We start from the raw sequence: 22,612 nt of genomic DNA, 5'->3' as shown, positions 1-22,612 counted from the left end.
CGCCACGCCCCGGAAGTGCCTGGGCTACCGGACCCCGGCCGAAGTCTTCCGGGAAAAGCTGATGGAGGCAATGAAGTCAGGCGAGTAAGTTGAAGCCGTGAAAATTGCGCTTCAGCGTGAGCCCACAAACAGCAAAGCTAAAGTGTCACCCATGAGCAATGCAGAAGCATCACTCTCGCCTGCACCGAGCACAGGCAGAGAGACCGAGCATGGGACGGGTTCTGATGAGCGAGCGCGAGTTGGACCGTGTCGAGGTTCTGGCGCGGATCGGTGTCGGTCGGATCGATGTTCAGAGCGGCGCGCACCTGCTGGGGCTGACCCGGCGCCAGATCTTCCGGCTGCTGAAGCGGTATCGTGCGGATGGTGCGGCGTGGATCCGGCACCGGGCCCGCTCCGAACAGCCGGATCCACGCCGCCAAGCGCGACTATGCCCTGTCGTTGATCCGCGAGAGCTATGCGGATTTCGGGCCGACGCTGGCGGCGAAACGGTTGCGGGACGACCACGGGCCGATGGTCTCCCGCGAGACCCTGCGCAAGTTGATGGTCGAGGACGGTTTGTGGCTGTCGCGCGAACAGCGCCGCGCCTTTCTTCGGCCGCGTCTGCGCCGTGAGTGCTTCGGCGAGCTGATCCAGATCGACGGCTCGGAGCATCGCTGGTTCGAGGATCGCGGCGATTACTGCACGCTGCTGGTTTTCTTCGACGATGCCACCGGCACGCTGAAGGTACTGCGCTTCGTCACCTCTGAAAGCACGTTCAGCTATTTCGAGGCACTGGAGCGCTACCTGGTGCAACATGGCCGTCCGGTCGCCTTCTACAGCGACAAGCACCCGGTGTTCCGGGTGCCGAAGCCCAGCGACCACATGACCGGCATGACCCAGTTCGGGCGGGCTCAGGCAGAGCTGCAGATCGAGATCCTGTGCGCCCATTCGAGCCAGGCCAAGGGCCGTGTCGAGCGTGCCAATCGCACGCTGCCGGATCGGCTGGTGAAGGAGTTGCGTCTGGCCGGCATCTCGGACATCGCGGCAGCGAACGCCTTCCTGCCGGGCTTCGTGGCGCGCTACAACGCGAAGTTCGCCAAGCCCGCCGCTGGCTACCCTAAGAACGCGACATCGGCCAACTTTCAAACTACGATATCCAGGAGATCTGCGACCGGCTGAACGCCACGCCCCGTAAATGCTTCGGGTGGAAGACCCCCGCCAAAATATTCGGCCCAAGATGCTGGAGAAGAGGCCGCGAGCGCCCTACCCTGAACCTACAGCGGAGTCGTGGTTCGAGTATCGCTCACCCTCATCGCAAGAGAAATCGGACATTCGCATCGGAAGGGATCAGGTTACGACTAATCTTTCCATTGCCGTACGATAGGCGGCGAGAACGGCATCGCGTGCGATGTGATGCCCGCCGCGCACCACATGCCGTCCGGCGCTCCAGACATCGGTGACGACGCGGTCCGTCGCGGCGAAGACGAGGCCGTCCAGCAGACTGTCGCGCGAAAGCGCGCAGAGCGCGGCGGACTGGCTGTCGATCGCGACGAGATCGGCCAGATTGCCGGTGGCGATCGAACCTGACGCACGGGCGAGAGCCTGCGCGCCGCCTCGCGCCGCCGACATGTAGAGGAACCGGCCGACAGACCCCTCGCCCGGGACCAGCACGTTGCGGCTCGTGTCGCGCAGGCGCTGTGAATATTCCAGCATGCGGAGCTCTTCGGTCAGCGAGATATTGACGTTGGAATCCGACCCGATCCCGAAGCCTCCGCCGGCCTCGACATAGTCCGGGCCGTTGAACGCCCCGTCGCCGAGATTGGCCTCGGTGATCGGGCACAGCCCTGCCACGGCGCCGCTCGCGGCCATGTCGCGAGTTTCAGCAACCGTCATGTGGGTCGCGTGGATCAGGCACCAGCGTTCGTCCACCGGTTGATTGTCGAGCAGCCATTCGACCGGTCGCGCGCCCAGCCAGTCTTCGATCTCGCTCACTTCGCGCGGTTGCTCGGCGATATGGATGTGGATCGGCCCCTGCCCGTGCCGTGCCACGAGCCGCGACAGCTCTCCGGGCGAGGTGGCGCGCAGGGAATGGGGTGCGATGCCGATCCGCGCATCCCCCGGCAGGTGCCGCAGCGCCACCGAGGCTGCGTCGAATAGGCGCTCGAAATCGTCCACGCTATTGCCGAAGCGCCGCTGGCCCGCGCTCAGTTCGGCCTGCCCCGCGCCGCCATAGCTGTAGAGCACCGGCAGGTGCGTCAGGCCGATGCCGGTCCGCGACGCTGCCGCGAAGATCCGCTCCGACAGCTCCGCGATATTGTCATAGGGCACGCCGCCGGGCTGGTGATGGACGTAATGGAACTCTCCGACGCTGGCATAGCCCGCCTCCAGCATCTCGACATAGGCCTGTGCGGCGATCGCCTCGATCTGCTTCGGGGTCAGGCGCTCCATGAAACGGTACATCAGCTCGCGCCAGGTCCAGAAGCTGTCCCGCCCGGCCTGTCGGAATTCGGTCATGCCCGCCATTGCACGCTGGAAGGCGTGGCTGTGCAGGTTGCCAAGCGCCGGCAGCAGCGTGTCCACGCGGGTATCATTGGCTTCGGGTCCGGTGCCGGGGTCGATCGAGACGATCCTGCCATCGCGCAGGTCCAGCCGGACATTCGTCGCCCAGCCTTCGTCCAGCAAAGCCTGCTTCGCGTATATCACGGTCATATCTTGCGACCTTAAAGCTATTATGTATAGACATATAAGCCAGCCGTCGATAAGAGGAAAGCGGAATCTGGAGACATGCCCGATGCCTGATGCGCCCCGGCTGCTGACCAATCTGACCGCCGCCACCCTGACCGGGGACGCGCCCTACGGGCTGGTTTCAGATGGGACTATTGCCATCGAGAGGGGACGTGTCCGCTGGATCGGCGCGCGCGCCGATCTACCGTCCGAGCTCGCCGGGGCCGAGCAGGTCGATCTGGGCGGGCGGCTGGTGACGCCGGGGCTGATCGACTGCCACACGCATCTGGTGCATGGCGGCGACCGCGCCGCCGAATTCGAGATGCGGCTGAACGGGGCCAGCTACGAGGAGGTGGCGCGCGCGGGTGGCGGCATCGTCTCGACCGTCACCGCGACGCGGGAGGCGACGCAGGAGGCGCTGCTGGCCGGCGCCCTGCGCCGCGCCGACGCGCTGATCGCCGAAGGCGTCACCACGCTGGAGATCAAGTCGGGCTACGGGCTCGACCTCGAAACCGAGTTGCGCATGCTGCGGGTGGCGCGGGCGGTCGAGAAGAACCGACCGGTGCGGGTGAAGACCAGCTTCCTCGGCGCCCATGCAGTGCCGGTCGAATACCGGGACCGGGCCGACGCCTATATCGACGAGGTCTGCATTCCGGCGCTCCGGGCTGCCCATGCGGAGGGGCTCGTGGATGCGGTCGACGGCTTTTGCGAGGGCATCGCCTTTTCCCCCGCCCAGATCGCGCGGGTGTTCGACGTGGCGCAGACGCTCGGCCTGCCCGTGAAGCTCCATGCCGAACAGCTGTCGAACCTCGGCGGCGCGGCGCTGGCGGCGGGCTACGGTGCGCTTTCGGCCGATCACGTCGAATATCTCGACGAGGCCGGCGTGAGGGCGATGGCCGGGGCCGGCACGGTCGCGGTCCTGCTGCCCGGCGCCTTCTACACGCTGCGAGAGACGCAAGAGCCGCCGGTGCGAATGCTGCGCGATCACGGCGTGCCAATCGCGATCGCCACCGATGCCAATCCGGGCTCGTCGCCGCTGACCTCGCTGCTGCTGGCGATGAACATGGGCTGCACCCTGTTCCGCCTGACACCCGAAGAGGCGCTGCGCGGCGCCACCGTGAACGCCGCCCGCGCCCTCGGGCTGGACGATGTCGGCACCATCGCCCCCGGCCAACGCGCCGAACTGGCGGTCTGGGATGTCGAGGCGCCCGCCGAGCTATCCTATCGCATCGGGTTCAACCCGCTGCATTCCCGCATTTTCGGAGCCGTTCAATGACCAGTGTGACGCTCACCCCCGGCGCGGTGACGCTGGCCGATCTTGCCCGCCTGTATCGCGACGAAGCCGCCCTGCGCCTCGATCCCGCTTGCCATGGAGCCATCGAGAGGGCCGCCGCCCGGATCGCCGCCGCCGCCAATGGCGAAGCGGCGGTCTATGGCGTGAACACCGGCTTCGGCAAGCTCGCCTCGGTCAAGATCGCGGCCGAGGACACGGCGACCCTGCAGCGCAACCTGATCCTGTCGCATTGCTGCGGCGTGGGCGATCCGATCCCGCGCGCGCAGACCCGGCTGATGATGGCCTTGAAGCTGCTCAGCCTCGGACGCGGCGCCTCGGGCATGCGGATGGAGCTGATCACCCTGATTGAGGAGATGCTGGCGCGCGGCGTGACGCCAGTCATCCCGGTGCAGGGGTCGGTCGGTGCCTCGGGCGATCTGGCGCCGCTGGCCCACATGGCGGCAGTGATGATGGGCCATGCCGAAGCTGTCTTCGAGGGCGAAACCCTGCCCGGCGCCGAGGCGCTGAAGCGCGCCGGGCTCGCGCCGGTGGAATTTGGCGCCAAAGAGGGGCTGGCGCTGATCAACGGTACCCAGTTCTCCACCGCCTTCGCGCTGGCGGGGCTGTTCGACGCTTGGCGCGCGATGCAGGCGGCGCTGGTGACCTCGGCCATGTCGACCGATGCGATCATGGGCTCCACCGCGCCCTTGCAGCCGGAAATCCATGCCCTGCGCGGCCATGCCGGGCAGATCGAGGCCGCGTCGGTCATGCGCGCCCTGCTCGACGGCTCGGAGATTCGCGAAAGCCACCGCGAGGGCGACAGCCGGGTGCAGGACCCCTATTGCATCCGCTGCCAGCCACAGGTGACCGGCGCGGCGATGGACATGCTGCGCATGGCTGGCCGCACGCTGGAGATCGAGGCCAACGCCGCCACCGACAACCCGCTGGTGCTGACCGAGGCGGGGCTGATCGTGTCGGGCGGCAATTTCCACGCCGAGCCGGTGGGCTTTGCCGCCGACATGATCGCGCTCGCCGTGGCCGAGATCGGCGCCATCGCGCAGCGCCGCATCGCGCTGATCGTCGATCCGACGCTGAGCTTCGACCTGCCGCCCTTCCTGACCCCCGCGCCGGGCCTGAACTCGGGGCTGATGATTGCCGAAGTGACGACAGCGGCGCTGATGAGCGAGAACAAGCATCTCGCCAATCCTTGCGTGACCGACTCGACGCCAACTTCGGCCAACCAGGAAGACCACGTCAGCATGGCCGCGCATGGCGCGGTGCGGCTGGGCCGGATGGTTGCGAACCTGGAGCGGATCCTTGGCGTGGAATTGCTGTGCGCCGCGCAGGGCATCGAGTTCCGCGCGCCGCTTTCCACCAGCGCGCCGCTGGAAGCGGTGCTGAACCGCCTGCGTGCGCATGTCCCGACCCTGACCGAAGACCGCTACATGGCCCCCGATCTCGAAGCGGCCGCCTCGCTGGTGCGCGGCGCGGATATCGTCGAGGCAGCCGGCACGCCGATGCCGGAGCTGGGCGCATGACCCCGGTCGAGGTCACCCGTGGCGACGGCCCGGTCGTGCTGGGCCTGCCGCATACCGGCACATGGCTGCCCGAGGATGTCCGTGCCCGGATGAATGCGCGCGGGCGGGAGCTGCGCGATACCGACTGGCACATCCACAGGCTCTATGATGGCCTGCTGCCCGGCGCTACCACCGTGCGCGCCACCTTCCACCGCTACGTGATCGACGCCAACCGCGATCCCTCGGGCCAGAGCCTCTATCCGGGGCGGAACACCACCGGCCTGGTGCCGCTGACCGATTTCGACGGCGAGCCGATCTGGGACGAAGCGCCCAACGCCGAGGAGATCGAGGCGCGCCGCGTCGCCTATCACGCGCCCTATCACGCCGCGCTCGAGGCAGAGCTGGAGCGGGTCCGCCAACGCCATGGTGTGGCGATCCTCTACGACTGCCATTCGATCCGCAGCCATATCCCGTTTCTCTTCGACGGCACGCTGCCGGATTTCAACATCGGCACCAACATGGGCGCGACCTGCGCGCCCGCCATCGAGTCCGCGACGCGCGAAATCTGCGAGCGGTCGGAGTGTCACACCACGACCGTCAACGGTCGCTTCAAGGGCGGCTGGACCACTCGCCATTACGGCCGCCCGGCCGAGGGGCTGCACGCGATCCAGATGGAGCTGGCGCAATCGACCTACCTGACCGAGGAGGCCCCGCCTTGGGCCTTCGACGCCGAAAAGGCCGACGGTCTGCGCAGGCTTCTCGCAAGCATTCTCGAATCCCTGGCCGATCTGGCCCCGTTTCTTGGAGGCAAACGATGACCGATCCCCGCCACAATATCCGCGACGTTTATCCCGCGACCGGCTCCGAGATCACCGCCAAAAGCTGGCTGACCGAGGCGCCGATGCGGATGCTGATGAACAACCTTCACCCGGATGTGGCCGAGAACCCGCACGAGCTGGTGGTCTATGGTGGCATCGGGCGCGCGGCGCGCACTTGGAAGGATTTCGACACCATCGTCGCCAGCCTGAAGGAGCTGGAGGACGACCAGACCCTGCTGGTGCAGTCGGGCAAGCCGGTCGGCGTGTTCCGCACCCACAAGGACGCGCCGCGGGTGCTGATCGCGAACTCAAACCTGGTGCCGCATTGGGCAAATTGGGACCATTTCAACGAGTTGGATAAGAAGGGCCTGGCCATGTACGGCCAGATGACTGCCGGGTCCTGGATCTACATCGGCAGTCAAGGCATCGTGCAGGGCACCTACGAGACCTTCGTGGAGGCCGGGCGCCAGCATTACGACGGCAACCTTGCGGGGCGCTGGATCCTGACCGGGGGACTGGGCGGCATGGGCGGCGCGCAGCCGCTGGCCGCCGTCATGGCGGGCGCCTGCTGCCTCGCGGTGGAATGCGACGAGACCCGTGCCGAGTTCCGCAAGCGCACGCGCTATGTCGACGAGATCACCCATTCGCTGGATGAGGCGCTGCAGATGATCGAGCGCTGGACAAAGGCCGGCGAGGCGAAATCTGTGGGGCTGATCGGCAACGCGGCGGACGTGTTCCCCGAACTGGTGAAGCGCGGCGTGCGCCCCGATATCGTCACCGACCAGACCTCGGCCCATGATCCGATCCATGGGTACCTGCCGCAGGGCTGGAGCGTGGCGGAATGGCGCGACAGGCAGGAAAGCGATCCCAAGGCGGTGGAGAAGGCCGCGCGTGCCTCGATGAAGGTGCAGGTCGCGGCGATGGTCGATTTCTGGAACGCCGGCGTGCCGACACTCGACTACGGCAACAACATCCGCCAGGTGGCGCTGGAAGAGGGTCTGGAGAACGCCTTCGCCTTTCCCGGCTTCGTGCCCGCCTATATCCGCCCGCTCTTTTGCAAGGGTATCGGCCCGTTCCGCTGGTGCGCGCTGTCGGGCGACCCGGAGGACATCTACAGGACCGATGCCAAGGTCAAGGAGCTGGTGGACGACCCGCACCTGCACAACTGGCTCGACATGGCGCGCGAGCGGATCAGCTTCCAAGGCCTGCCCGCGCGGATCTGCTGGGTGGGCCTGGGGGTGCGCCACAAGCTGGGGCTGGCCTTCAATGAGATGGTCCGCAATGGCGAGTTGAAGGCGCCGGTGGTGATCGGCCGCGATCACCTCGACAGTGGCTCGGTCGCCTCGCCGAACCGCGAGACCGAGGCGATGAAGGACGGCTCGGACGCGGTGTCGGACTGGCCGCTCCTGAACGCGCTGCTGAACACCGCCTCGGGCGCGACCTGGGTGTCCCTGCATCACGGCGGCGGGGTCGGCATGGGGTTCAGCCAGCACTCCGGTATGGTGATCTGCTGCGACGGCACCGAGGATGCCGATCGCCGGATCGCCAACGTGCTGTGGAACGACCCGGCCACCGGTGTGATGCGCCATGCCGATGCGGGTTACGACATCGCCAGAACATGCGCGCGCGAGCACGGGCTGAACCTGCCCGGCATACTCTGACCGCCGGCAGAAGCCCGCTCCCGCCTCCGCCGGGGGCGGGCATTGCGCCCTAGTACTGCGTGGTCATCCTGTGACCGCGCCGATAGGTCAGCCGCACCAGCGTGATGGCCTTTCCTCGAAGCCAAGTGGTGCGCTCGGCGCGAAACAGCGCGTCGCCGGTCGAACACCCGAGATGATCGGCGAGATCGCGGTCCGCCCCGACGGCCGAAAAGGCGATCTCGGCGTTCGAGAACGGAAGCTGGGCCACCAGCCACTCGTTCGGGCCGGTGGCCGAGAAATCCGCTTCCGTCACGCTCGGGACGACCTCGGGATTGATCCAGCGATCCTCGTGCTGGTAGGGCATGCCGCTCGCGTAATGCATGCACACCAGATGCAGCACCTGCTGACCGGCGGTCAGCTCAAGCCGGCCCCGCAGCCAGTCCGGCACCTCCTGCATCTCCCGGTCGAGCAGCGCATAGCGATACTCCGCCCCCAGGGCCTCGATCTCCTCCCGCACGATGGGGATAGAGAAGCGGGCCTGCCGGATCGGCGTCATCCGCACCCTCGTGCCCGCCTTGCGCTTGCGCTCGACGATGCCTTCCTCGGCCAACTCCCGCATCGCCCGGTTCACCGTGGCCCGCGCGCAGCCATAGCTTTCGGCGAGGTCGACCTCGTTCGGCAAGAGGCTACCCGGCCGCATCACCCCACGCGCGATCTGGTCGAGCAGATCGGCCTTGACGTCCTTGAAGGTCACGCTCATCGATCCGCCTCTACTCCCACCTCGGCGGATCCGGGCAACGGACCGGCCCAGCTCGGTTATCGCGGGCCGTGCAGCTTCGGCCCGCCTTAGAAAAGAATATACATAATACAATAAAAGCAGACAATAGGCTCGGCTCGCGGGGCCGCCCCTACAGCCCGTCCGGATTCCTTCGCCAAAGGGCGTCCTCGCGCATTTGTCCCTCGAAGGGCTGATCTTCTTCCTCATCGATCCGCAGTCGGGAGACATCGCCGCGAAGACCCCGGGCCTCCGACCCTGACAGTCATTGCGCGACGAGAGCGATCGACCTCGATGAACCGCTCCGTTGCCCTCCGAGCCAAGTCCGGAATGAGGCTGCAATGCCAGTGCCTGAACGCGGGTCCGATCGGCAATTCCACGGTCGGCACGATACTTTATGGCCCGCTAAGCGGCACGCTGGATCTCACTGGGTCTGGAGCCCAATCCGCGCCCGAACGACTTGGCGCAGCTCGGTTGGGCGGAACTCGGGTAGCAGTTGCGCGAGCTTCTCGGGGGAAAGGCTATGCGGCGTGTTCCACAGGTAGCGCATCTCGCGTAGCTCGCGCGCCAGTTCCCAGACCGGCGACAGGAGTGTCATCGCCCACCAGGGAAAGCGGGCGAAGTGCAGCGTGCTGCCGGTCGCCCCCTCCAGCTCCGCCTTCAATTCGTGCGCGGTGAACGCATGGCCCGGGAAAGGTACGTCCTCGAAGCGTTCGAGAGTGTCACGGCGTTCGGCCAGCATCACCGCCGCCCGCGCCCAATCAGGCACATAGGCATAGGCCTGCAGCACGTCGGCATCGCCCGGAAGCGTGATCCGGCCCTTGCGGATGACGCGCAGGAAGACGGCGCCCATGACGTCGCTGTCATGGTCAGGATCGATGAAGTTCCCGGCGCGCAGCACCACGGTCCGCACGCCCGAGACGCGATAGGCCCGCTCCATCTCCACCCGGATCCGGCCCTTGCGCGCGACCGGGCGATGCGGCGTCGCCTCGGACCACATGCCGCCTCGATCGCCGAAATTATAGACGTTGCCGGGAAGGATGACGGTCGCGCCGGAGGCCCGCGCCGCGTCGATGACCTGCGCGGTGATCGCCGGGATGATCCGGCCCCAGTCGTGATAGGCGGGCGGGTTCAGCCCGTTGACGATGACATCGCAACCCGTGGCGGCCGCGGTCATGTCGGTGCCTCGGGTGTAGCGGCGCACGGTCCAGCCGGCGCTGGCGAAGGCATTTGCGGAATGGGCACCGATCTTGCCGTTAACGCCGAGGATCAGGACGGTGGGCATGGCTCTCTCCATTCGAGGTTCGGTGGAGAGGATGTGCGGCCTGGCATTGAATAGGAATTGCCAGATCCGGCATGACGCGTATTCATCGATGAATGGATACATCCTTCGCCAATCTCGACTGGTCGCTGATCCGGGCCTTTCTCGCCGTGGCCGAGACCGGTTCGCTCTCCGCCGCCGCGCGGGCCTTGGGCACCTCGCAGCCCACGCTCGGGCGACAGGTGAAGGCGATGGAGGCGCAGCTCGGTGCGGAGCTTTTCCATCGCCGTCCCAAGGGCTTCGATCTGACCGAGACGGGCGCGGCGCTGGTCGAACCGGCCCGCGCCATGCGCGCCTCCGCGAACCGCATCGCGCTTGCCGCCGCCGGTCGCGAGGCGCGGCTCGAAGGCACTGTGCGGATCGCCGCGAGCGTCGCCATGGCACTGCATCACCTGCCGCCGATCATCGCCCGGATCCGAGCGGACGAACCCGCGATCCAGATCGAGCTAGTGCCCTCTGACAGCAGCAGCAACCTGCTGTTCCGCGAGGCCGATATCGCGGTGAGGATGTATCGCCCGCGCCAGCTCGACCTTGTGACAACCCATCTGGGCGATATCGAGCTGGGCCTGTTCGGCGCGACCGGCTATCTCGACCGGCGCGGCCGTCCCGTGCGGCAGGACGAGCTGCTGGAGCATGATTTCGTCGGCTACGATGCGAACCCGGCCATTCTCGACGGCTTCCGCGCCGCCGGCTTCGCGCTCTCGCGCGAATGGTTCGCCACGCGCTGCGACGATCACGCGGTCTATTGGGAGCTGGTGCGCGCGAGCTGCGGTCTCGGTTTTGCGCAGGCCAGCGTCGGCCGCGCCTGCCCCGGCGTGGAGGAAATCCGCGTCGGCCTCGAACTACCGAGCCTTCCGGTCTGGCTTACCGCGCATGAAACGATGCGGCGCACCCCGCGCATCCGCCGTGTCTGGGAAATGCTGGCCGAGGGGCTCGCCCCGGTCATCGCTTGAGCCGAGTGGCGGGGCACCGCAGGTTCATGGCTTTGAGCGAGGCCCGCTGGTCCCGCTGGGTCTCGAATTGCAGTCCGTCCGGCGTGGCTCGGGGTCGTCAGCGCGATAAAGCTTCGTATTGAGCCGGAAAGAGAAGTTTTGCCACGCATAGGCGTTCGGCTGCCATGCGCCGGACAAGGGGCGGCGAGCCCGATCTTTCCCTTTGCACCGATGTCTCGCCTCAAGCTGTAAAGCCCACCACGGGCGCATGCCGGGCGTGGCCGCCAATCCGCTGCGGCTCTCGCGGGTCATTGTCATTCCAAGGCTGCATCTCCACATTGCGCGCAAAGGATCCAAAGGACCGATATGCCCCGTTCGTTCAAAGCCTTGCCCGGCGCCCCCGTCGCGGAGCGCCGTCCCTCGATCGCCCATGTTCACGGTGTCAATCTGCATGACGACTATGCCTGGTTGCGCGCGTCGAACTGGCAGGAGGCGATGCGGGAGCCGCAGAAGCTGCCAACCGACATTGCCAGCTACCTAGTGGCGGAGAATGCCTATTACGAGACGGCGATGGCTGACACGGTCGATCTGCAGGCGCGGCTGGTCGAGGAGATGCGCGGCCGCATCAAGGAGGATGACAGCAGCGTTCCGCGCGATCACGGCCCCTTCGCCTACGCGATGCGCTTTGCGGAGGGGGCGGAATATCCGCTCTTCACCCGGATGCCGCGCGACGGCGGCGCGGAACAGGTCGTGCTCGACGTGAATGCCGAGGCCGCGGCGCAGGCGTATTTCCAACTGGGCCGCAGTCAGGTCTCGCCCGATCACAAGGTCCTGGCCTGGACCGCCGACGTCAACGGCTCCGAGTTCTACCGCCTGTCGTTCCGCGACATCGATGCCGGCACCGATCTCGACTATCACATCGAGGATGTCGCGTCGCTCGCATGGGCCGATGCGCGGACGCTGTTCTACGTGCGCGTCGATGCGCGGCATCACCCGAACAAGGTGTTCCGCCACGTGCTCGGCAGCGATCCGGCCGAGGATGTCCTGGTCTTCACCGAGGAGGACACCCGCTACGGCGTTGCCGTCCACCGGCTACGGTCGGGAGAGTTCGTCGCGCTGTCCACCGGCATGAACGACGAGAACGAGATCCACGTGATCCCTACGGACGATCCGCAGGCCGCGCCACGGGTGATCGAGCCCCGGACCCGCGGCCTCGAATACGAGGTCGAGCAGCAGGGCGACAGCTTCCTGATCCGGACCAATGCCGACGACGCCTTCGACTTCAAGGTGGTGCGCGCGCCGGTGTCGGCCCCCTCCCGCGCCAACTGGGTCGACCTGATCCCGCACGAGCCGGGTCGGATGATCGTGAGCCTCGCCGCCTATCGGGGCTGGACGATCTGGATGGAGCGGCGCAACGCCCTGCCCCGCATCTGCTATGTCGCGCAGGGGCGGCCGATTTCGGAGGCGCGGCCCATCGCGTTCGAGGAACAGGCCTATTCTCTGGGAAGCGATCCCAGCCCGGAATACGACACCGACAGTTTCCGCTTCACCTATTCCTCGCCGACCACGCCGCCGCAGGTCTTCGACTACGACCTGTCGAGCGGCGAGCGGGTGCTGCGCAAGACGACCGAGATCCCCTCGGGCCACGACCCGGCGGAGTACGTGACGATCCGGATGACGGCCACCTCGCATGATGGCGCGCAGGTGCCGGTGACGATCCTGCACCGCAAGGACACGCCGCTGGATGGCACGGCGCCCTGCCTGCTCTATGGCTATGGCTCCTACGGTGCGAGCATGCCGGCCGCCTTCTCCGCCAACAGGCTGAGCTTGGTGGATCGCGGCTTCGTGCATGCCATCGCCCATGTCCGCGGCGGCGAGGAGCTGGGGCGCAACTGGTACGAGGCAGCGAAATTCGGCGGCAAGCCCAATACGTTCCACGATTTCATCGCCGTGGCCGAGGCGCTGGTCGATGGCCGCTATACCGCCCCCCGCCGCATTGTCATTCAAGGCGGCTCCGCCGGGGGGCTGCTGGTGGGCGCGGTGCTGAACATGCGTCCCGATCTCTGGGCCGGCGCCATCGCCGACGTGCCCTTCGTCGACGTGCTCGCGACGATCCTCGACGACACGCTGCCGCTGACGCCGGGCGAGTGGTCGCAATGGGGCAACCCGATCGAGAGCCGCGAGGCATTCGACAACATCCGGGGCTATTCGCCCTATGACAACGTCGCCGCGCAGGACTACCCGCCGATGCTCGTGACCGCCGGCGTCTCGGATCCGCGCGTCACCTATTGGGAGCCGGCCAAATGGGTCGCGCGGCTGCGCGCCACCAAGACCGACGACAACATCCTGATGCTGCGGACCAACATGAGTTCGGGCCATTTCGGCAAGTCGGGACGCTTTGCCGCGCTCGAGGATGCGGCGCGCTCCTATGCCTTCGCGATCAAGGTCACCGGGACGGAGGACGGGGCGCGGGGCTAGCGCGCCCCGGCGCCCCGTGCCCGACCGGCCCTAGCGATAGATCAGCGTCGGCAGCCACATGGTGACCGCTGGCACGAAGGTGATCAGCGCCAGCACCAGCACCAGCGGGATCAGGAACGGCGCGGTGGAGACGACGCAGCGCTCGAACGGGATCTTGGCCACGCGCGCGAGCACGTATAGCACCATGCCCACCGGCGGGGTGAGCAGGCCCAGCATCAGGTTCAGCACCATGATGACGCCGAAATGCACCGGGTCGATGCCAAGCTCCATCGCCACCGGCAACAGTACCGGCACGAGGATCGTGATCGCCGCGACGGTCTCCATGAAGCAGCCGACGATCAGCAGGATCAGGTTGATCAGCAGCAGGATGACCCAAGGCCGGTCCGAGGCCGAGAGCAGCATTCCGGCCACCGCCTCGGGCACCCGGTTCGAGGTCAGGATCCAGGCGAAGATCGCCGCCGCGGCGACCACGAAAAGCACCACCGCGGTGGTCTCGATCGTGTCGAAGGTCACCCGCAGGAACCGCCGCAGGGTGAGCGTACGGTAGACCACGAGCCCGAGGAACATCGCCCAGGCGCAGGCGGCGACGGCGGCTTCGGTCGGGGTGAAGGCGCCTGTCAGGATGCCGCCGACGATGATTACAGGCGTCAGCAGCGACAGGAAGGCGCGGCCGAACGAGCTGATCAGCAGCGACATCTCGAACGGCTGGTCGCGCGGAAAGCCCCGGCGCCGCGCGAAAAAGGCGACCATCAGCATCAGCGACACCGCCATCACGATGCCGGGCACGAAGCCCGCGGCGAAGAGCTGGCCGATCGAGGTGCCGGCGACCACGCCGTAGATCACCATCGGCAGCGATGGCGGGATGATCGGGCCGATGGTCGATGAGGCGGCCGTCACCCCCACGGCGAAGCCGGCATCGTATTTGGCGTCGCGCATTGCCTTGATCTCGATCGCGCCGAGGCCGCCCGCATCGGCCACCGCCGCGCCCGACATCCCCGCGAAGATCACCGAGGCGCCGACATTCACATGGCCCAGCCCGCCGCGCATCCAACCCACCAGCGCCAGGGCGAAGTTGAAGATGCGCTCCGTGATCCCGGCGGTATTCATCAGGTTTCCCGCGAGGATGAAGAACGGCACCGCGAGTAGCGGGAAGCTGTCGACGCCGTTGATCATCCGATGCGCCACCACCATCGGCGGCGGCATCCCGTTGGCCAGGACGAACACCGCCGAGGACCCGGCGAGAGCGATGGCCACAGGCACCCCGAAGAGCAGCAGCGAGAACAGGATGATGAAGAGAAAGGCGATTTCCACGGCCGGCGCTCCTAGTCCATCGCGCGCACGGAGTCCGCGTGCTGCTCGGGGTCGATGAGTTTGCTGGTGCCGCTGCGCAGATGCAGCCAGGCGTTGCGGATGGCATAGGCGGCCATCGCGGCGAAACAGGCGGCGACGAACCAGTAGACCAGGGATTTCGGCACGTCGATCGAGACCATCATCTGCCGGGTCCGGCCCGCGAGCTGGCCCGACAGGTAGGCAAGCCCGGCATAGAAGGCGATCGAGACGAGGTCGATCAACGTCTGCGCGATCCGGCGCAGCGGCCGCGGCACCCAGCGATACAGGAATTCGACCGCGATATGGGCATTCTTGCGCACCGCCATGACCGAGCCGGTGAAGGTGACCGCGATCAGCAGGAACCGCGCGATCTCCTCGGTCCAGCCGAGCGAGTCGTTGAGCACGTAGCGGGTGAAGAACTGGAGAAACACCACGAAGGCGAGCACCCAGAAGATCACCATGACCAGCGCATCGTCCCATCGCAGGTCCGACAGGTCGATCTCCTCCTCCTCGAGATGCAGCGCCGGCGTCGTCTCCTGCGGCGCGTGCGAAGTCTGGGGTCCTGGTTTCATGATCACTCGTCCCTATGGGGCATGTGGACCGGCCCCCATTCCCGGGGGCCGGTCGGTCATGGTTCGCGACGCGGCGACACGCGTGCCCGGGTCAGGACTCCTGGCCGATGGCCTGGAGCCGGTCGTAGGTTTCCTGGTCCCAGCTCGCCATATCGCCCATATGCATGGCCTTCACCGCCTCGATGAACGGCTCCCGGTCGACCTCGTTGACGTTGACGCCCTGCTCCTTGAACCATTCGACCAGCTCGGCCTCCTGGTCGCGGATCGCCTCAGTGGCGCAGGCGGCGGCGTTGTCGATGGCTTCCGAGAGCGCTTGCTGGTCGGGCTCGTCCATGCTGCTCCAGGCCGGGCCGCCGACGATGGTCAGCAGCGCGTCGGTGATGTGGCCGGTCAGGTTGATGTCCGACTGCACCTCGTAGAACTTCTTGGCCTGAATCGTCGGCAACGGGTTCTCCTGCGCATCGACGGTCCCCTGCTGCAGCGCCAGATACACTTCGGCGAATGCGATCGGCGTTGGGTTGGCGCCGACGGCTTCGGGGAACATCATGTAGAGCGGTGCGTTCGGCACGCGGATCTTCAGCCCGTCCATGTCCTCGGGCGTGGTGATCGGCTTGTTCGAGGTCACGTGGCGGTTGCCGTAATAGGTCAGCGCCTCGATCTGGTTGCCGGTCGCGTCGGCGTAGCCCTGGCTCAACTCCTCGAACAGGTCGGAATTGCGGAATGCGTCCCAATGCGCGTAGTCGCGGAACATGTAGGGCGCACCGCCGATGGCAACGGGGCCATAGGCGCGGCCGGCAAAGAGCTGGCCGGTATAGATGATGTCGACGGTGCCGAGGCTGAGGCCTTCGTTGATATCGACCTCCTTGCCCAGCGACGAGGCCGGGAAGACCTCGATGCCGTAACGGCCATCGGTCGAGGCGACCAGCTCGTCATGCGCCGCGACGGCGCAGGTGTGGTAGGCCTCGCTTACCTCGTAGACATGGGCCCATTTCAACATGCGCTCGGCATCCTGCGCCGCGACCGGCGCGGCGGCGGTGAGCGCGGCCACCGCGGTGGTGGTCAGCGCGATGGTCTGGGTCAGCTTCGGTGTCATCGGTCTTCCTCCCTGGTTGATGTCTGACGTGATCCCGTCACCGCCCTCCCGAACGGTAGCGGAGCGGCTCGATCCCCCGCGCCTCGGCAAAGCGCGCCAGCGCCTCGACCGAGCCGCGATCGAGCTTCATCCCCTGTGCGCGCCGCCGCTCGGCCTCGGCCCATTCGCGCGCGCCCGGCGCCATGACGGTCTCACCCGGCGCGGCGGGCGATGCAGCGATGGCGGCGAGGTAGCGGCGAATGACGGCCTCGAAGACGGCGCGGCCGCCGAATGCCTCGGGGTCCAGCGCCATGACGAAGGCGCCGAGTCTGCGCGGCGTCGCCATGTCGTCGCTGATCATCGGCGGCAGCTCGAAGCTGAGCGGCGCGTCGGAAAAGGCGGTCGAGAAGATCTCGGCCAGCCCCGCGAGCCCTGCCCCCTTGTAGCCGAAAAGCGCGCCGCCCAGCGGAGCCAGCATTTCGACGATCGCCGGATCGGTGACGTTGGCGCCCCGCGCGTCCGAGGCCACGTCCTCGGGCAGCGCCGTGCCGAGGCTGCGGTTGAGCTGCACCCGGTTGAAGGGAATGGCGCTCGTCGCCATGTCAAGCAGCCATGGCTCCCCCTCTCCCGCCGGCGCGGCGGCCGCGATGGGGTTGGTGCCGTGGAACCGCACCGCGCCGCCATGCAGCCGCACGAAGCTGTCGGAATTGCAGAAGGCGAGACCCATCATGCCGTGGCGCGCGATCTCCAGCGCATAGGCCCCGGCAGCCCCGAAATGCGACGAGCCGCGGATCGCCACCGCCGCGAGACCATGCGTCCGGGCCAGTTCCAGCGCCCGCTCCACAGCCGCGTAACCCGCCCGCGCGCCATGCGCGTTATCGGCCTCGAGAACGCAGGCGCCGCCGGTCTCGTGCACGATCTCGAGCTTCGGCGCCCGGTTCAATCGCCCCTCGGAAAGTCCTTGCAAGTAATGCGGCAACAGCCGGAACCCATGCGTGTCCACCCCGAGGGCCGAGGCATGCAGCAGCGCCTTCGTCACCGCTTCGATCGTCGGATCATCGGCCCCCACCGCCGCCAGCGCCGCGCGCGAGAACCGCTCCATCTCCTCCAGCGCGACCCGCACCTGGGTCAGCGCCTCCGGGACTGGCTCCGTCTCCGCCGTGAGCCGCGCGAGATAGGCCTCGATCGTGTCGCCGATATGCGTGGACAGAAGTGCGACCGCCGCTTCATCGCGCCCGGCCGCCACGGCCTCGGCTATGGCGATATGCTCGCCAAGGGATTTCTGGTTCAACGCGTCGTCGAGCGACAGGCGGTTGCGCAGCGCCTGCACCCGGAACGACAACCTCCGGAAGTTGTCGCGTACGAAGCTGTTGCCGCAATTGTCGAAGATCGCGTCGTGGAAGTCGTGGTCGAAGAGCTTGTAGGTGCCGGTATCGCCGCGCGACAGCGCCTCCTCCATCCGCGCCGTGACGCTGTCGAGTGCCGCCTGTAGCTGACCGGGATTGCGTTCGAGCGCCATTCGCATCGCCTGCAACTCCAGCATCTGCCGCAGCTCGCCCAGCTCCGCGATCTCGGCCGCGCCCATCGAAAAGACCCGCGCGCTTCGGCCCGCCGCCATCTCGACCAGCCCCTCGCGCTCGAGCTGCAGCAGCGCCTCGCGGATCGGGCTCTTGCTCATGCTCAGCAGTTCGACCAGCTCCGCTTCCGGCAGCTTGCGGCCCAGCGGAAACGCACCCTGCACGATCCGGTCGCGGATCGCCTCGCGAGCCTGCTCCGATAGTTTCTGGCGGTCCAGCCGCGCAGTCGCCGCAATGCTCTCCGACATCCAGCGCCCTCCCCGACTCAAAATGGTATACGATATATCAAATCGCGCAAGGTCGCAGATCGGGCGCATTCGGGTGCGAGCCGGGCAAATGTCGTTGCAGACGGCGATGGGGTGGATCGGGATCGCGGGCAGGCCGGACTGCATGTTGCGCCTGATCCGAAGCCGCGCATGCGCGCGGATGGTGACGCGGCGCTCTGCATGTTCACCACGTCGAGGATACGGCCATCGGGTTGCGCCACCCTATTGCCGGCGACGTCACTCCCTCGGAGCATCCTTGTGCAGGAGATCGTCCGTCGCCTCGCGTTCGGCCTGAACCAGCGGGATCAGCGCCTTTTCCTCGGATTGGTGGATCGCGGCCGGGCCCGGGACTGGGCGCGCGGGTCGCGTTGGCGCTAACCGGGGCCCATCCCCGCGCCCCGCCCCGGCTATGGGCATCGAGGCGCCTTCAAGCCGGATACGATAGGTCGTATCCGGGATCGCGACGCCCGCAGCCTCGATCGCGCCCTTGACCAGACGGATCGCGTCGCCGCGCGCGGTGGCAAAACCCGTGGCGGCCTGATCGATCCAGGCGCTGGAGCGCAGGATCGCCCCCGCCTCGGTCACGTCCTCGATCCATACCAGCGGCGCGGGCTCGGCCAGCACGAAGGGCAGGCCCGCCAGCGTGTCCTGCGCCAGAAGCCGCGTCGCCTCCAGATCGGCATCGGGGTCGATGCCGATGTCGAAGCTGAAACGGCGCTCGGCGTTGCGGGTGAAGTTGACGATGCGGCTCTTGAAGACCACCGCGTTGGGGATGCGGATGTGGTTGCCGTCGAGCGACAGCAGGATCGTCGCCCGCGATGTCAGGCGGATGACGCGCCCCGTGTCGCCCTCGATCTCGACGAGGTCGTTGGGCTGGAACGGCTGGCGCAGGCTGAGCATGATCGAGGCCACGAAGTTCTCGACCGTGTCGCGCACCGCGAAGCCGAGCGCGAGGCCGACCAGCCCCGCCGCGCCGAGGATGGTGCCCAGAAGCGCTGCCGCCCCGGCCACGTCGAGCGCCACGACGAGCCCGGCGATGCCGATCGCGACCCGCACCCCTTGCCGGTAGAGCCCGGCGATGAAGGCGTTCGGGGCGAGCCTGTCCCAGAACCGGGCGCGCGCGACCAGAAGGCCGAGGCCCAGGATCAGCGCGAAGATGGCCAGCGCCACGAGCAGGAGCGGCAGCCGCCCCGCCGCCTGCCGCAGCCGCGTCGTGAAGCGGTCGAGCGCCGGGTTCAGCTGTTCGGCGATCTCCTGCGTCGCGGCGATCTCGCTTCGGACCGCCACCACGCCGTCGACCCGTTCGCCGATCGCGGTCAGGTCGGCGATCTCTGCCTCCTCGGCGACCTCGCCTGACAGCGTCACGACCCCCGCTTCGACCCCAACCGCGATGTCGTCATGGCCAAGCGCCGCGAGGATGGCGTCCAGTCGCGCGGCGATCTCCTCATCGGCGCGTACGTCCGCGACCGCAATAGGAGCGGCGGGGGCCTCGGGTGCCTCCTCCTGCGCATGCGCGACGCCGCCCGCGGCGAGGCAGGCGACGAGCAGGATGGCAAAACTGTTTGGCCAGCGAAGCATTGTGGCACAGCTAGGGCGCGACGGGCGCCGCTCCAGCACGCGGTGAGGCTAGAGGTCGGGAAGCGCGCGCGGATGGCCGTCTTCGTCGAGCGCGACGAAGACGAACAGCGCCTCGGTGACCGGGAAGCTGTCGGTCTCGAAGCGGTTGCGGGCCCAGGCCTCGACACGGATCTTCATCGAGGTCCGGCCCGCGGATTGCAGTCGCGCATAGAGCGTGACCTCGTCACCGACCTTGACCGGGCGCAGGAACTGCATGCCGTCCACCGCCACGGTGGCGTTGCGCCCGCGCGACCGCGCCGCCGCGAGATTGCCCGCCGCGAGGTCCATCTGCGCCATCAGCCAGCCGCCGAAGATGTCGCCGGCTGGGTTGGTGTCGGCCGGCATCGCGATGGTGCGGATTACCAGATCGCCCTCGGGCTGCTTTGCCGCCTTGCCCCGATCATCGCCCATCACTCCGCCCCTTCGTCACTACGGCCCGTACTTGACCCTATTCACAGAAGCAGCCGACGTGGCGGGATTCAATCGCGAAGGCGCATGGGCGACGGCTCCGGGTCGCGGTGGATGCACGACACGGCCGCCGGTTCGCGATCAAGCCACTTTATCGAGCAGGGCATGCCTGTGGGATCATCGGGTCACCGCCTCGCCCGGTGCCATCGGCCCTCAGATCAGGCCGAAGGTGGCGGCGAGCGAGGCCGCCTGCGTGCCGTTGCTCGCATTGAGCTTGAGGCGGGCGTTCTTCAGCCGCTGCTTGATCGCGCCCTCCGACACGCCGAACTCCGAGGCGATCTGCTTGAGCTTGCCGCCATCCTTGATCCGCCGGAGCACGTCGAGTTCGGCCCGCGTCAGCGTCTGCGGCGGCGCCAGCTTTCGATGCAGCTCCATGACGTAATCCGCGAGAAGCGCGAGCTCGGCATCGTCGTATTCACGGTCATCGCGGTAGAAGAGCCCGTAGCTGCGCAGCCCGCCATCCTCGTTGTAGGAGGCGACGGCGCCGTGGCGCAGCCCGTGCTCCTGCGCCTGAGGGATGATCCGCAACGGGTCGTCTTCGCCCAGCTCGTGCAGGCGGATCGCGCCTGTGTGTTCATAAGACCACTTTAGAGAGGGGTCCGCGAAGAAGAACTTCTCGCGGGAGTAGAGTTCGACCCAGGAGCGTGGCAGGTGGTTAGCCTCTCGGGCGGGAAAGGCAAAGCGGATCCGCAGCCCGAGGTAGAACCCGGACGGCCCCAAACGCTGTGCGACCTCGTAGGACAAATGCTCTGTCATCTCTTGGGCCTCATCGACTGATTGCCGCCCCGGAACCGCCTAACTGGACAAGGTTGACTGGCGGATCAACCAAAAAACTGCTCGGAGTCTAAAAAGCCATGTTCAATTCCGCCCATGATCCCCGTGGGACAGTAGATGATCCCGGCGCGGTCGTGATTGCGACGTTGGGTCGCCTGATCGAGATCGCGCCGGCGGGGTTCGCGATCGGTCTGCATATCCGCTACATGACGCCGGCCTACATGTTCGAGAGCTACCCGGCCGACTGGCTCGACGTCTATGCGCGGGACGGGCTGTTGATGCGCGATCCCACGGTTCGCTGGGCGATGCATCATCATGGTGCGAAGCGGTGGGCAGAACTCGAGGAGCAGGACGGCGCCGGGGTTCTGGCCCGCGCCCGCGAATACGGGATCGTCCACGGCCACACCCGCTCGATCCACGAGGGCGACGACATCAGCTTCGGCGGTCTCGCGCGCAGCGATCGCGATTTCACGGCGGCCGAGATCGAGGAGGTCGGAGAGCTGATCCAGACCCTGCACGATGTCACCGACAAGCGCGTGACGCTTGGCACCGAGGCCAGCGCCCGGATCCGCGACATGGCGGTCGTCATGACAGAACGGACCGGGTAGCGTCGTCGCGAAGACGGCAGGCCCGATGGTCGCATGGCGGGGAGAGGCTGGGGATGAAGCTTGCAGTGGCGGTTCTCTTGGCGGGGCTTCCCGCCGCCGCTCAGGCCGGATGCTTCGGCGCCGGCGAGCCGCTTTTTCATTGCCGCATCGAGGGGAGCGCGAGGCAGGTCGATATCTGCCTGCAGGACGGTGTCGCGCTCTACCGGTTCGGGCCGATGGACGGCGCGGCGGAGATGATCCTCGCGCGGCGGGTCGAGGATGTCGACCTACGGCCGTGGAACGGCATCGGTCGCTGGCTGCACGAGGCGCTGCGGTTCACCAATGGCGAGACGGCGTACGAGATCTCCTACGGCATCGACCGGCTGAACGAGACCCATGTGGTGGAGGCCCGGATCGCGATCCACGAATCCGGTCGCGAAATCGCCCGGCTCGCCTGCCGTCCCGAGACGGTCCTAGGCCTTGATTTCATGCCGCTCTTCGAGGCCAAGCTAGCCGCCGGCCAGAGCTGGTGCCCCGAGGCCGGCGAATGGCGGGCTGACTGCGTCGCGCAGTAGCCGGGACCGCGATCAGATCGCGGCGGTGCGCACTTTCGAGGTCGGCAGCGCCGCCGCGAGCAGACCCGGCATGTCGCCGATGATCCGCGCGTCAGCGCCGAACTCGGCGCGGGCCTCGTCCGCGATCTGCTGCGCCTTCTCGATCGTGTCCGCCGGCTTGCGCCACAAGAACTCCTTCCTGCCTTTCGAAACCCGCCGGGCCACGACGTCGTATTCGGTGGCGGCCCTGAACTTGGTCCGGAGACGAAGCCCGGTTTCGGTGCAGTGAAGGGGGACGATCTCGATCGAATGGGTCATGAAGTCAGTCGCTTGCTGTTT

19 protein-coding genes and 2 pseudogenes are annotated in these 22,612 nt (G+C 67.2%); 10 read left to right on the top strand and 11 right to left on the bottom strand.

What is annotated here, in order from left to right:
* Nucleotides 1-209: 209 nt before the first annotated feature.
* Together LOS8367_RS13525 and LOS8367_RS19510 are read left to right on the top strand one after the other, a co-directional pair.
* Nucleotides 210-1,077 (top strand): annotated as a pseudogene (locus tag LOS8367_RS13525) (ISNCY family transposase); the annotation flags it as partial.
* Nucleotides 1,074-1,208, top strand: a pseudogene (locus LOS8367_RS19510) (IS30 family transposase); the annotation flags it as partial. The pseudogenes LOS8367_RS13525 and LOS8367_RS19510, both read left to right, overlap by 4 nt.
* A gap of 118 nt (nt 1,209-1,326) precedes the next feature.
* On the opposite strand, the gene LOS8367_RS13520 reads toward LOS8367_RS19510, so the two are convergent.
* Nucleotides 1,327-2,688, bottom strand: a complete 1,362-nt coding sequence (locus LOS8367_RS13520) for a formimidoylglutamate deiminase (RefSeq protein ID WP_085897052.1) — start codon at nt 2,686-2,688, stop codon at nt 1,327-1,329.
* Nucleotides 2,689-2,770: 82 nt separating this feature from the next.
* Between LOS8367_RS13520 and hutI the strand changes: the two genes are divergently transcribed.
* The 4 genes from hutI to hutU are packed head-to-tail and all read left to right on the top strand — an operon-like array spanning nt 2,771 to nt 7,972.
* A complete protein-coding gene (hutI, locus tag LOS8367_RS13515) occupies nt 2,771-3,979 on the top strand; it encodes an imidazolonepropionase (protein ID WP_085897051.1) in 1,209 nt (402 codons plus the stop codon).
* Nucleotides 3,976-5,514 (top strand): histidine ammonia-lyase, encoded by a 1,539-nt coding sequence (gene hutH / locus LOS8367_RS13510; RefSeq protein WP_085897050.1) that lies wholly within the window; start codon nt 3,976-3,978, stop codon nt 5,512-5,514. Before hutI ends, hutH begins: the two co-directional genes overlap by 4 nt.
* Nucleotides 5,511-6,311: an N-formylglutamate deformylase gene (gene hutG, locus LOS8367_RS13505; protein ID WP_085897049.1), complete on the top strand. Its 801-nt coding sequence runs from the start codon at nt 5,511-5,513 to the stop codon at nt 6,309-6,311. The genes hutH and hutG overlap by 4 nt, the downstream gene beginning before the upstream one ends.
* A complete protein-coding gene (hutU, locus tag LOS8367_RS13500; protein WP_085897048.1) occupies nt 6,308-7,972 on the top strand; it encodes a urocanate hydratase in 1,665 nt (554 codons plus the stop codon). The genes hutG and hutU overlap by 4 nt, the downstream gene beginning before the upstream one ends.
* 49 nt (nt 7,973-8,021) lie before the next feature.
* On the opposite strand, the gene hutC is transcribed toward hutU, so the two are convergent.
* Together hutC and LOS8367_RS13490 are read right to left on the bottom strand one after the other, a co-directional pair.
* Nucleotides 8,022-8,711, bottom strand: coding sequence for a histidine utilization transcriptional repressor HutC (gene hutC / locus LOS8367_RS13495; protein WP_085897047.1), 690 nt, complete (start codon nt 8,709-8,711; stop codon nt 8,022-8,024).
* Nucleotides 8,712-9,150: 439 nt separating this feature from the next.
* On the bottom strand, nt 9,151-10,011 hold the full coding sequence (locus LOS8367_RS13490) for an NAD-dependent epimerase/dehydratase family protein (RefSeq protein ID WP_085897046.1): 861 nt from the start codon (nt 10,009-10,011) through the stop codon (nt 9,151-9,153).
* A 92-nt stretch (nt 10,012-10,103) separates the two neighbouring features.
* Between LOS8367_RS13490 and LOS8367_RS13485 the strand changes: the two genes are divergently transcribed.
* Complete coding sequence (locus tag LOS8367_RS13485; protein WP_085897045.1) at nt 10,104-11,000, top strand: LysR family transcriptional regulator; 897 nt, start codon at nt 10,104-10,106, stop codon at nt 10,998-11,000.
* A 345-nt stretch (nt 11,001-11,345) separates the two neighbouring features.
* Entirely contained in the window at nt 11,346-13,457 is a 2,112-nt protein-coding gene (locus tag LOS8367_RS13480) for a S9 family peptidase (protein WP_085897044.1), read from the top strand.
* Between the two features lie 30 nt (nt 13,458-13,487).
* On the opposite strand, the gene LOS8367_RS13475 is transcribed toward LOS8367_RS13480, so the two are convergent.
* The 7 genes from LOS8367_RS13475 to LOS8367_RS13445 form a co-directional block, all read right to left on the bottom strand.
* Entirely contained in the window at nt 13,488-14,768 is a 1,281-nt protein-coding gene (locus tag LOS8367_RS13475; protein WP_085897043.1) for a TRAP transporter large permease, read from the bottom strand.
* 11 nt (nt 14,769-14,779) lie between these two features.
* A complete protein-coding gene (locus LOS8367_RS13470) occupies nt 14,780-15,358 on the bottom strand; it encodes a TRAP transporter small permease (protein ID WP_085897042.1) in 579 nt (192 codons plus the stop codon).
* A gap of 91 nt (nt 15,359-15,449) precedes the next feature.
* Nucleotides 15,450-16,451, bottom strand: coding sequence for a sialic acid TRAP transporter substrate-binding protein SiaP (locus LOS8367_RS13465; protein WP_085897041.1), 1,002 nt, complete (start codon nt 16,449-16,451; stop codon nt 15,450-15,452).
* A 37-nt stretch (nt 16,452-16,488) separates the two neighbouring features.
* Complete coding sequence (locus LOS8367_RS13460; protein ID WP_085897040.1) at nt 16,489-18,255, bottom strand: Ldh family oxidoreductase; 1,767 nt, start codon at nt 18,253-18,255, stop codon at nt 16,489-16,491.
* 255 nt (nt 18,256-18,510) lie between these two features.
* Entirely contained in the window at nt 18,511-19,851 is a 1,341-nt protein-coding gene (locus LOS8367_RS13455; RefSeq protein ID WP_085897039.1) for a mechanosensitive ion channel domain-containing protein, read from the bottom strand.
* A 48-nt stretch (nt 19,852-19,899) separates the two neighbouring features.
* Nucleotides 19,900-20,301 carry an acyl-CoA thioesterase gene (locus LOS8367_RS13450; RefSeq protein ID WP_085897038.1) on the bottom strand — a complete coding sequence of 134 codons (402 nt, stop codon included), beginning with the start codon at nt 20,299-20,301 and terminating at the stop codon, nt 19,900-19,902.
* 210 nt (nt 20,302-20,511) lie between these two features.
* The gene (locus LOS8367_RS13445; protein ID WP_085897037.1) at nt 20,512-21,114 is read right to left on the bottom strand and encodes a helix-turn-helix transcriptional regulator; all 603 of its coding nucleotides are present in this window, start codon (nt 21,112-21,114) and stop codon (nt 20,512-20,514) included.
* A 98-nt stretch (nt 21,115-21,212) separates the two neighbouring features.
* Between LOS8367_RS13445 and LOS8367_RS13440 the strand changes: the two genes are divergently transcribed.
* On the top strand, nt 21,213-21,740 hold the full coding sequence (locus LOS8367_RS13440; protein WP_085897036.1) for an autoinducer binding domain-containing protein: 528 nt from the start codon (nt 21,213-21,215) through the stop codon (nt 21,738-21,740).
* A 53-nt stretch (nt 21,741-21,793) separates the two neighbouring features.
* Nucleotides 21,794-22,294: a hypothetical protein gene (locus LOS8367_RS13435; protein WP_085897035.1), complete on the top strand. Its 501-nt coding sequence runs from the start codon at nt 21,794-21,796 to the stop codon at nt 22,292-22,294.
* Nucleotides 22,295-22,306: 12 nt separating this feature from the next.
* Here LOS8367_RS13435 and LOS8367_RS13430 read toward each other — a convergent pair whose 3' ends face one another.
* Entirely contained in the window at nt 22,307-22,591 is a 285-nt protein-coding gene (locus LOS8367_RS13430; protein WP_085897034.1) for a hypothetical protein, read from the bottom strand.
* Nucleotides 22,592-22,612: the final 21 nt, after the last annotated feature.

It is taken from the genome of Limimaricola soesokkakensis, from assembly GCF_900172345.1.
GTDB lineage: Bacteria > Pseudomonadota > Alphaproteobacteria > Rhodobacterales > Rhodobacteraceae > Limimaricola > Limimaricola soesokkakensis.
Note: the sequence above shows the minus strand (reverse complement) of the source record. Positions and strands in the feature narration are given on the sequence as shown.

Excerpts from the sequence above, each read along its gene's own strand:
- LOS8367_RS13520 (WP_085897052.1), bottom strand. The coding sequence starts at position 2,688 with ATGACCGTGATATACGCGAAGCAGGCTTTGCTGGACGAAGGCTGGGCG.
- hutI (WP_085897051.1), top strand. The coding sequence starts at position 2,771 with ATGCCTGATGCGCCCCGGCTGCTGACCAATCTGACCGCCGCCACCCTG.
- hutH (WP_085897050.1), top strand. The coding sequence starts at position 3,976 with ATGACCAGTGTGACGCTCACCCCCGGCGCGGTGACGCTGGCCGATCTT.
- hutG (WP_085897049.1), top strand. The coding sequence starts at position 5,511 with ATGACCCCGGTCGAGGTCACCCGTGGCGACGGCCCGGTCGTGCTGGGC.
- hutU (WP_085897048.1), top strand. The coding sequence starts at position 6,308 with ATGACCGATCCCCGCCACAATATCCGCGACGTTTATCCCGCGACCGGC.
- hutC (WP_085897047.1), bottom strand. The coding sequence starts at position 8,711 with ATGAGCGTGACCTTCAAGGACGTCAAGGCCGATCTGCTCGACCAGATC.
- LOS8367_RS13490 (WP_085897046.1), bottom strand. The coding sequence starts at position 10,011 with ATGCCCACCGTCCTGATCCTCGGCGTTAACGGCAAGATCGGTGCCCAT.
- LOS8367_RS13485 (WP_085897045.1), top strand. The coding sequence starts at position 10,104 with ATGGATACATCCTTCGCCAATCTCGACTGGTCGCTGATCCGGGCCTTT.
- LOS8367_RS13480 (WP_085897044.1), top strand. The coding sequence starts at position 11,346 with ATGCCCCGTTCGTTCAAAGCCTTGCCCGGCGCCCCCGTCGCGGAGCGC.
- LOS8367_RS13470 (WP_085897042.1), bottom strand. The coding sequence starts at position 15,358 with ATGAAACCAGGACCCCAGACTTCGCACGCGCCGCAGGAGACGACGCCG.
- LOS8367_RS13465 (WP_085897041.1), bottom strand. The coding sequence starts at position 16,451 with ATGACACCGAAGCTGACCCAGACCATCGCGCTGACCACCACCGCGGTG.
- LOS8367_RS13460 (WP_085897040.1), bottom strand. The coding sequence starts at position 18,255 with ATGTCGGAGAGCATTGCGGCGACTGCGCGGCTGGACCGCCAGAAACTA.
- LOS8367_RS13455 (WP_085897039.1), bottom strand. The coding sequence starts at position 19,851 with ATGCTTCGCTGGCCAAACAGTTTTGCCATCCTGCTCGTCGCCTGCCTC.
- LOS8367_RS13450 (WP_085897038.1), bottom strand. The coding sequence starts at position 20,301 with ATGGGCGATGATCGGGGCAAGGCGGCAAAGCAGCCCGAGGGCGATCTG.
- LOS8367_RS13445 (WP_085897037.1), bottom strand. The coding sequence starts at position 21,114 with ATGACAGAGCATTTGTCCTACGAGGTCGCACAGCGTTTGGGGCCGTCC.
- LOS8367_RS13440 (WP_085897036.1), top strand. The coding sequence starts at position 21,213 with ATGTTCAATTCCGCCCATGATCCCCGTGGGACAGTAGATGATCCCGGC.
- LOS8367_RS13435 (WP_085897035.1), top strand. The coding sequence starts at position 21,794 with ATGAAGCTTGCAGTGGCGGTTCTCTTGGCGGGGCTTCCCGCCGCCGCT.
- LOS8367_RS13430 (WP_085897034.1), bottom strand. The coding sequence starts at position 22,591 with ATGACCCATTCGATCGAGATCGTCCCCCTTCACTGCACCGAAACCGGG.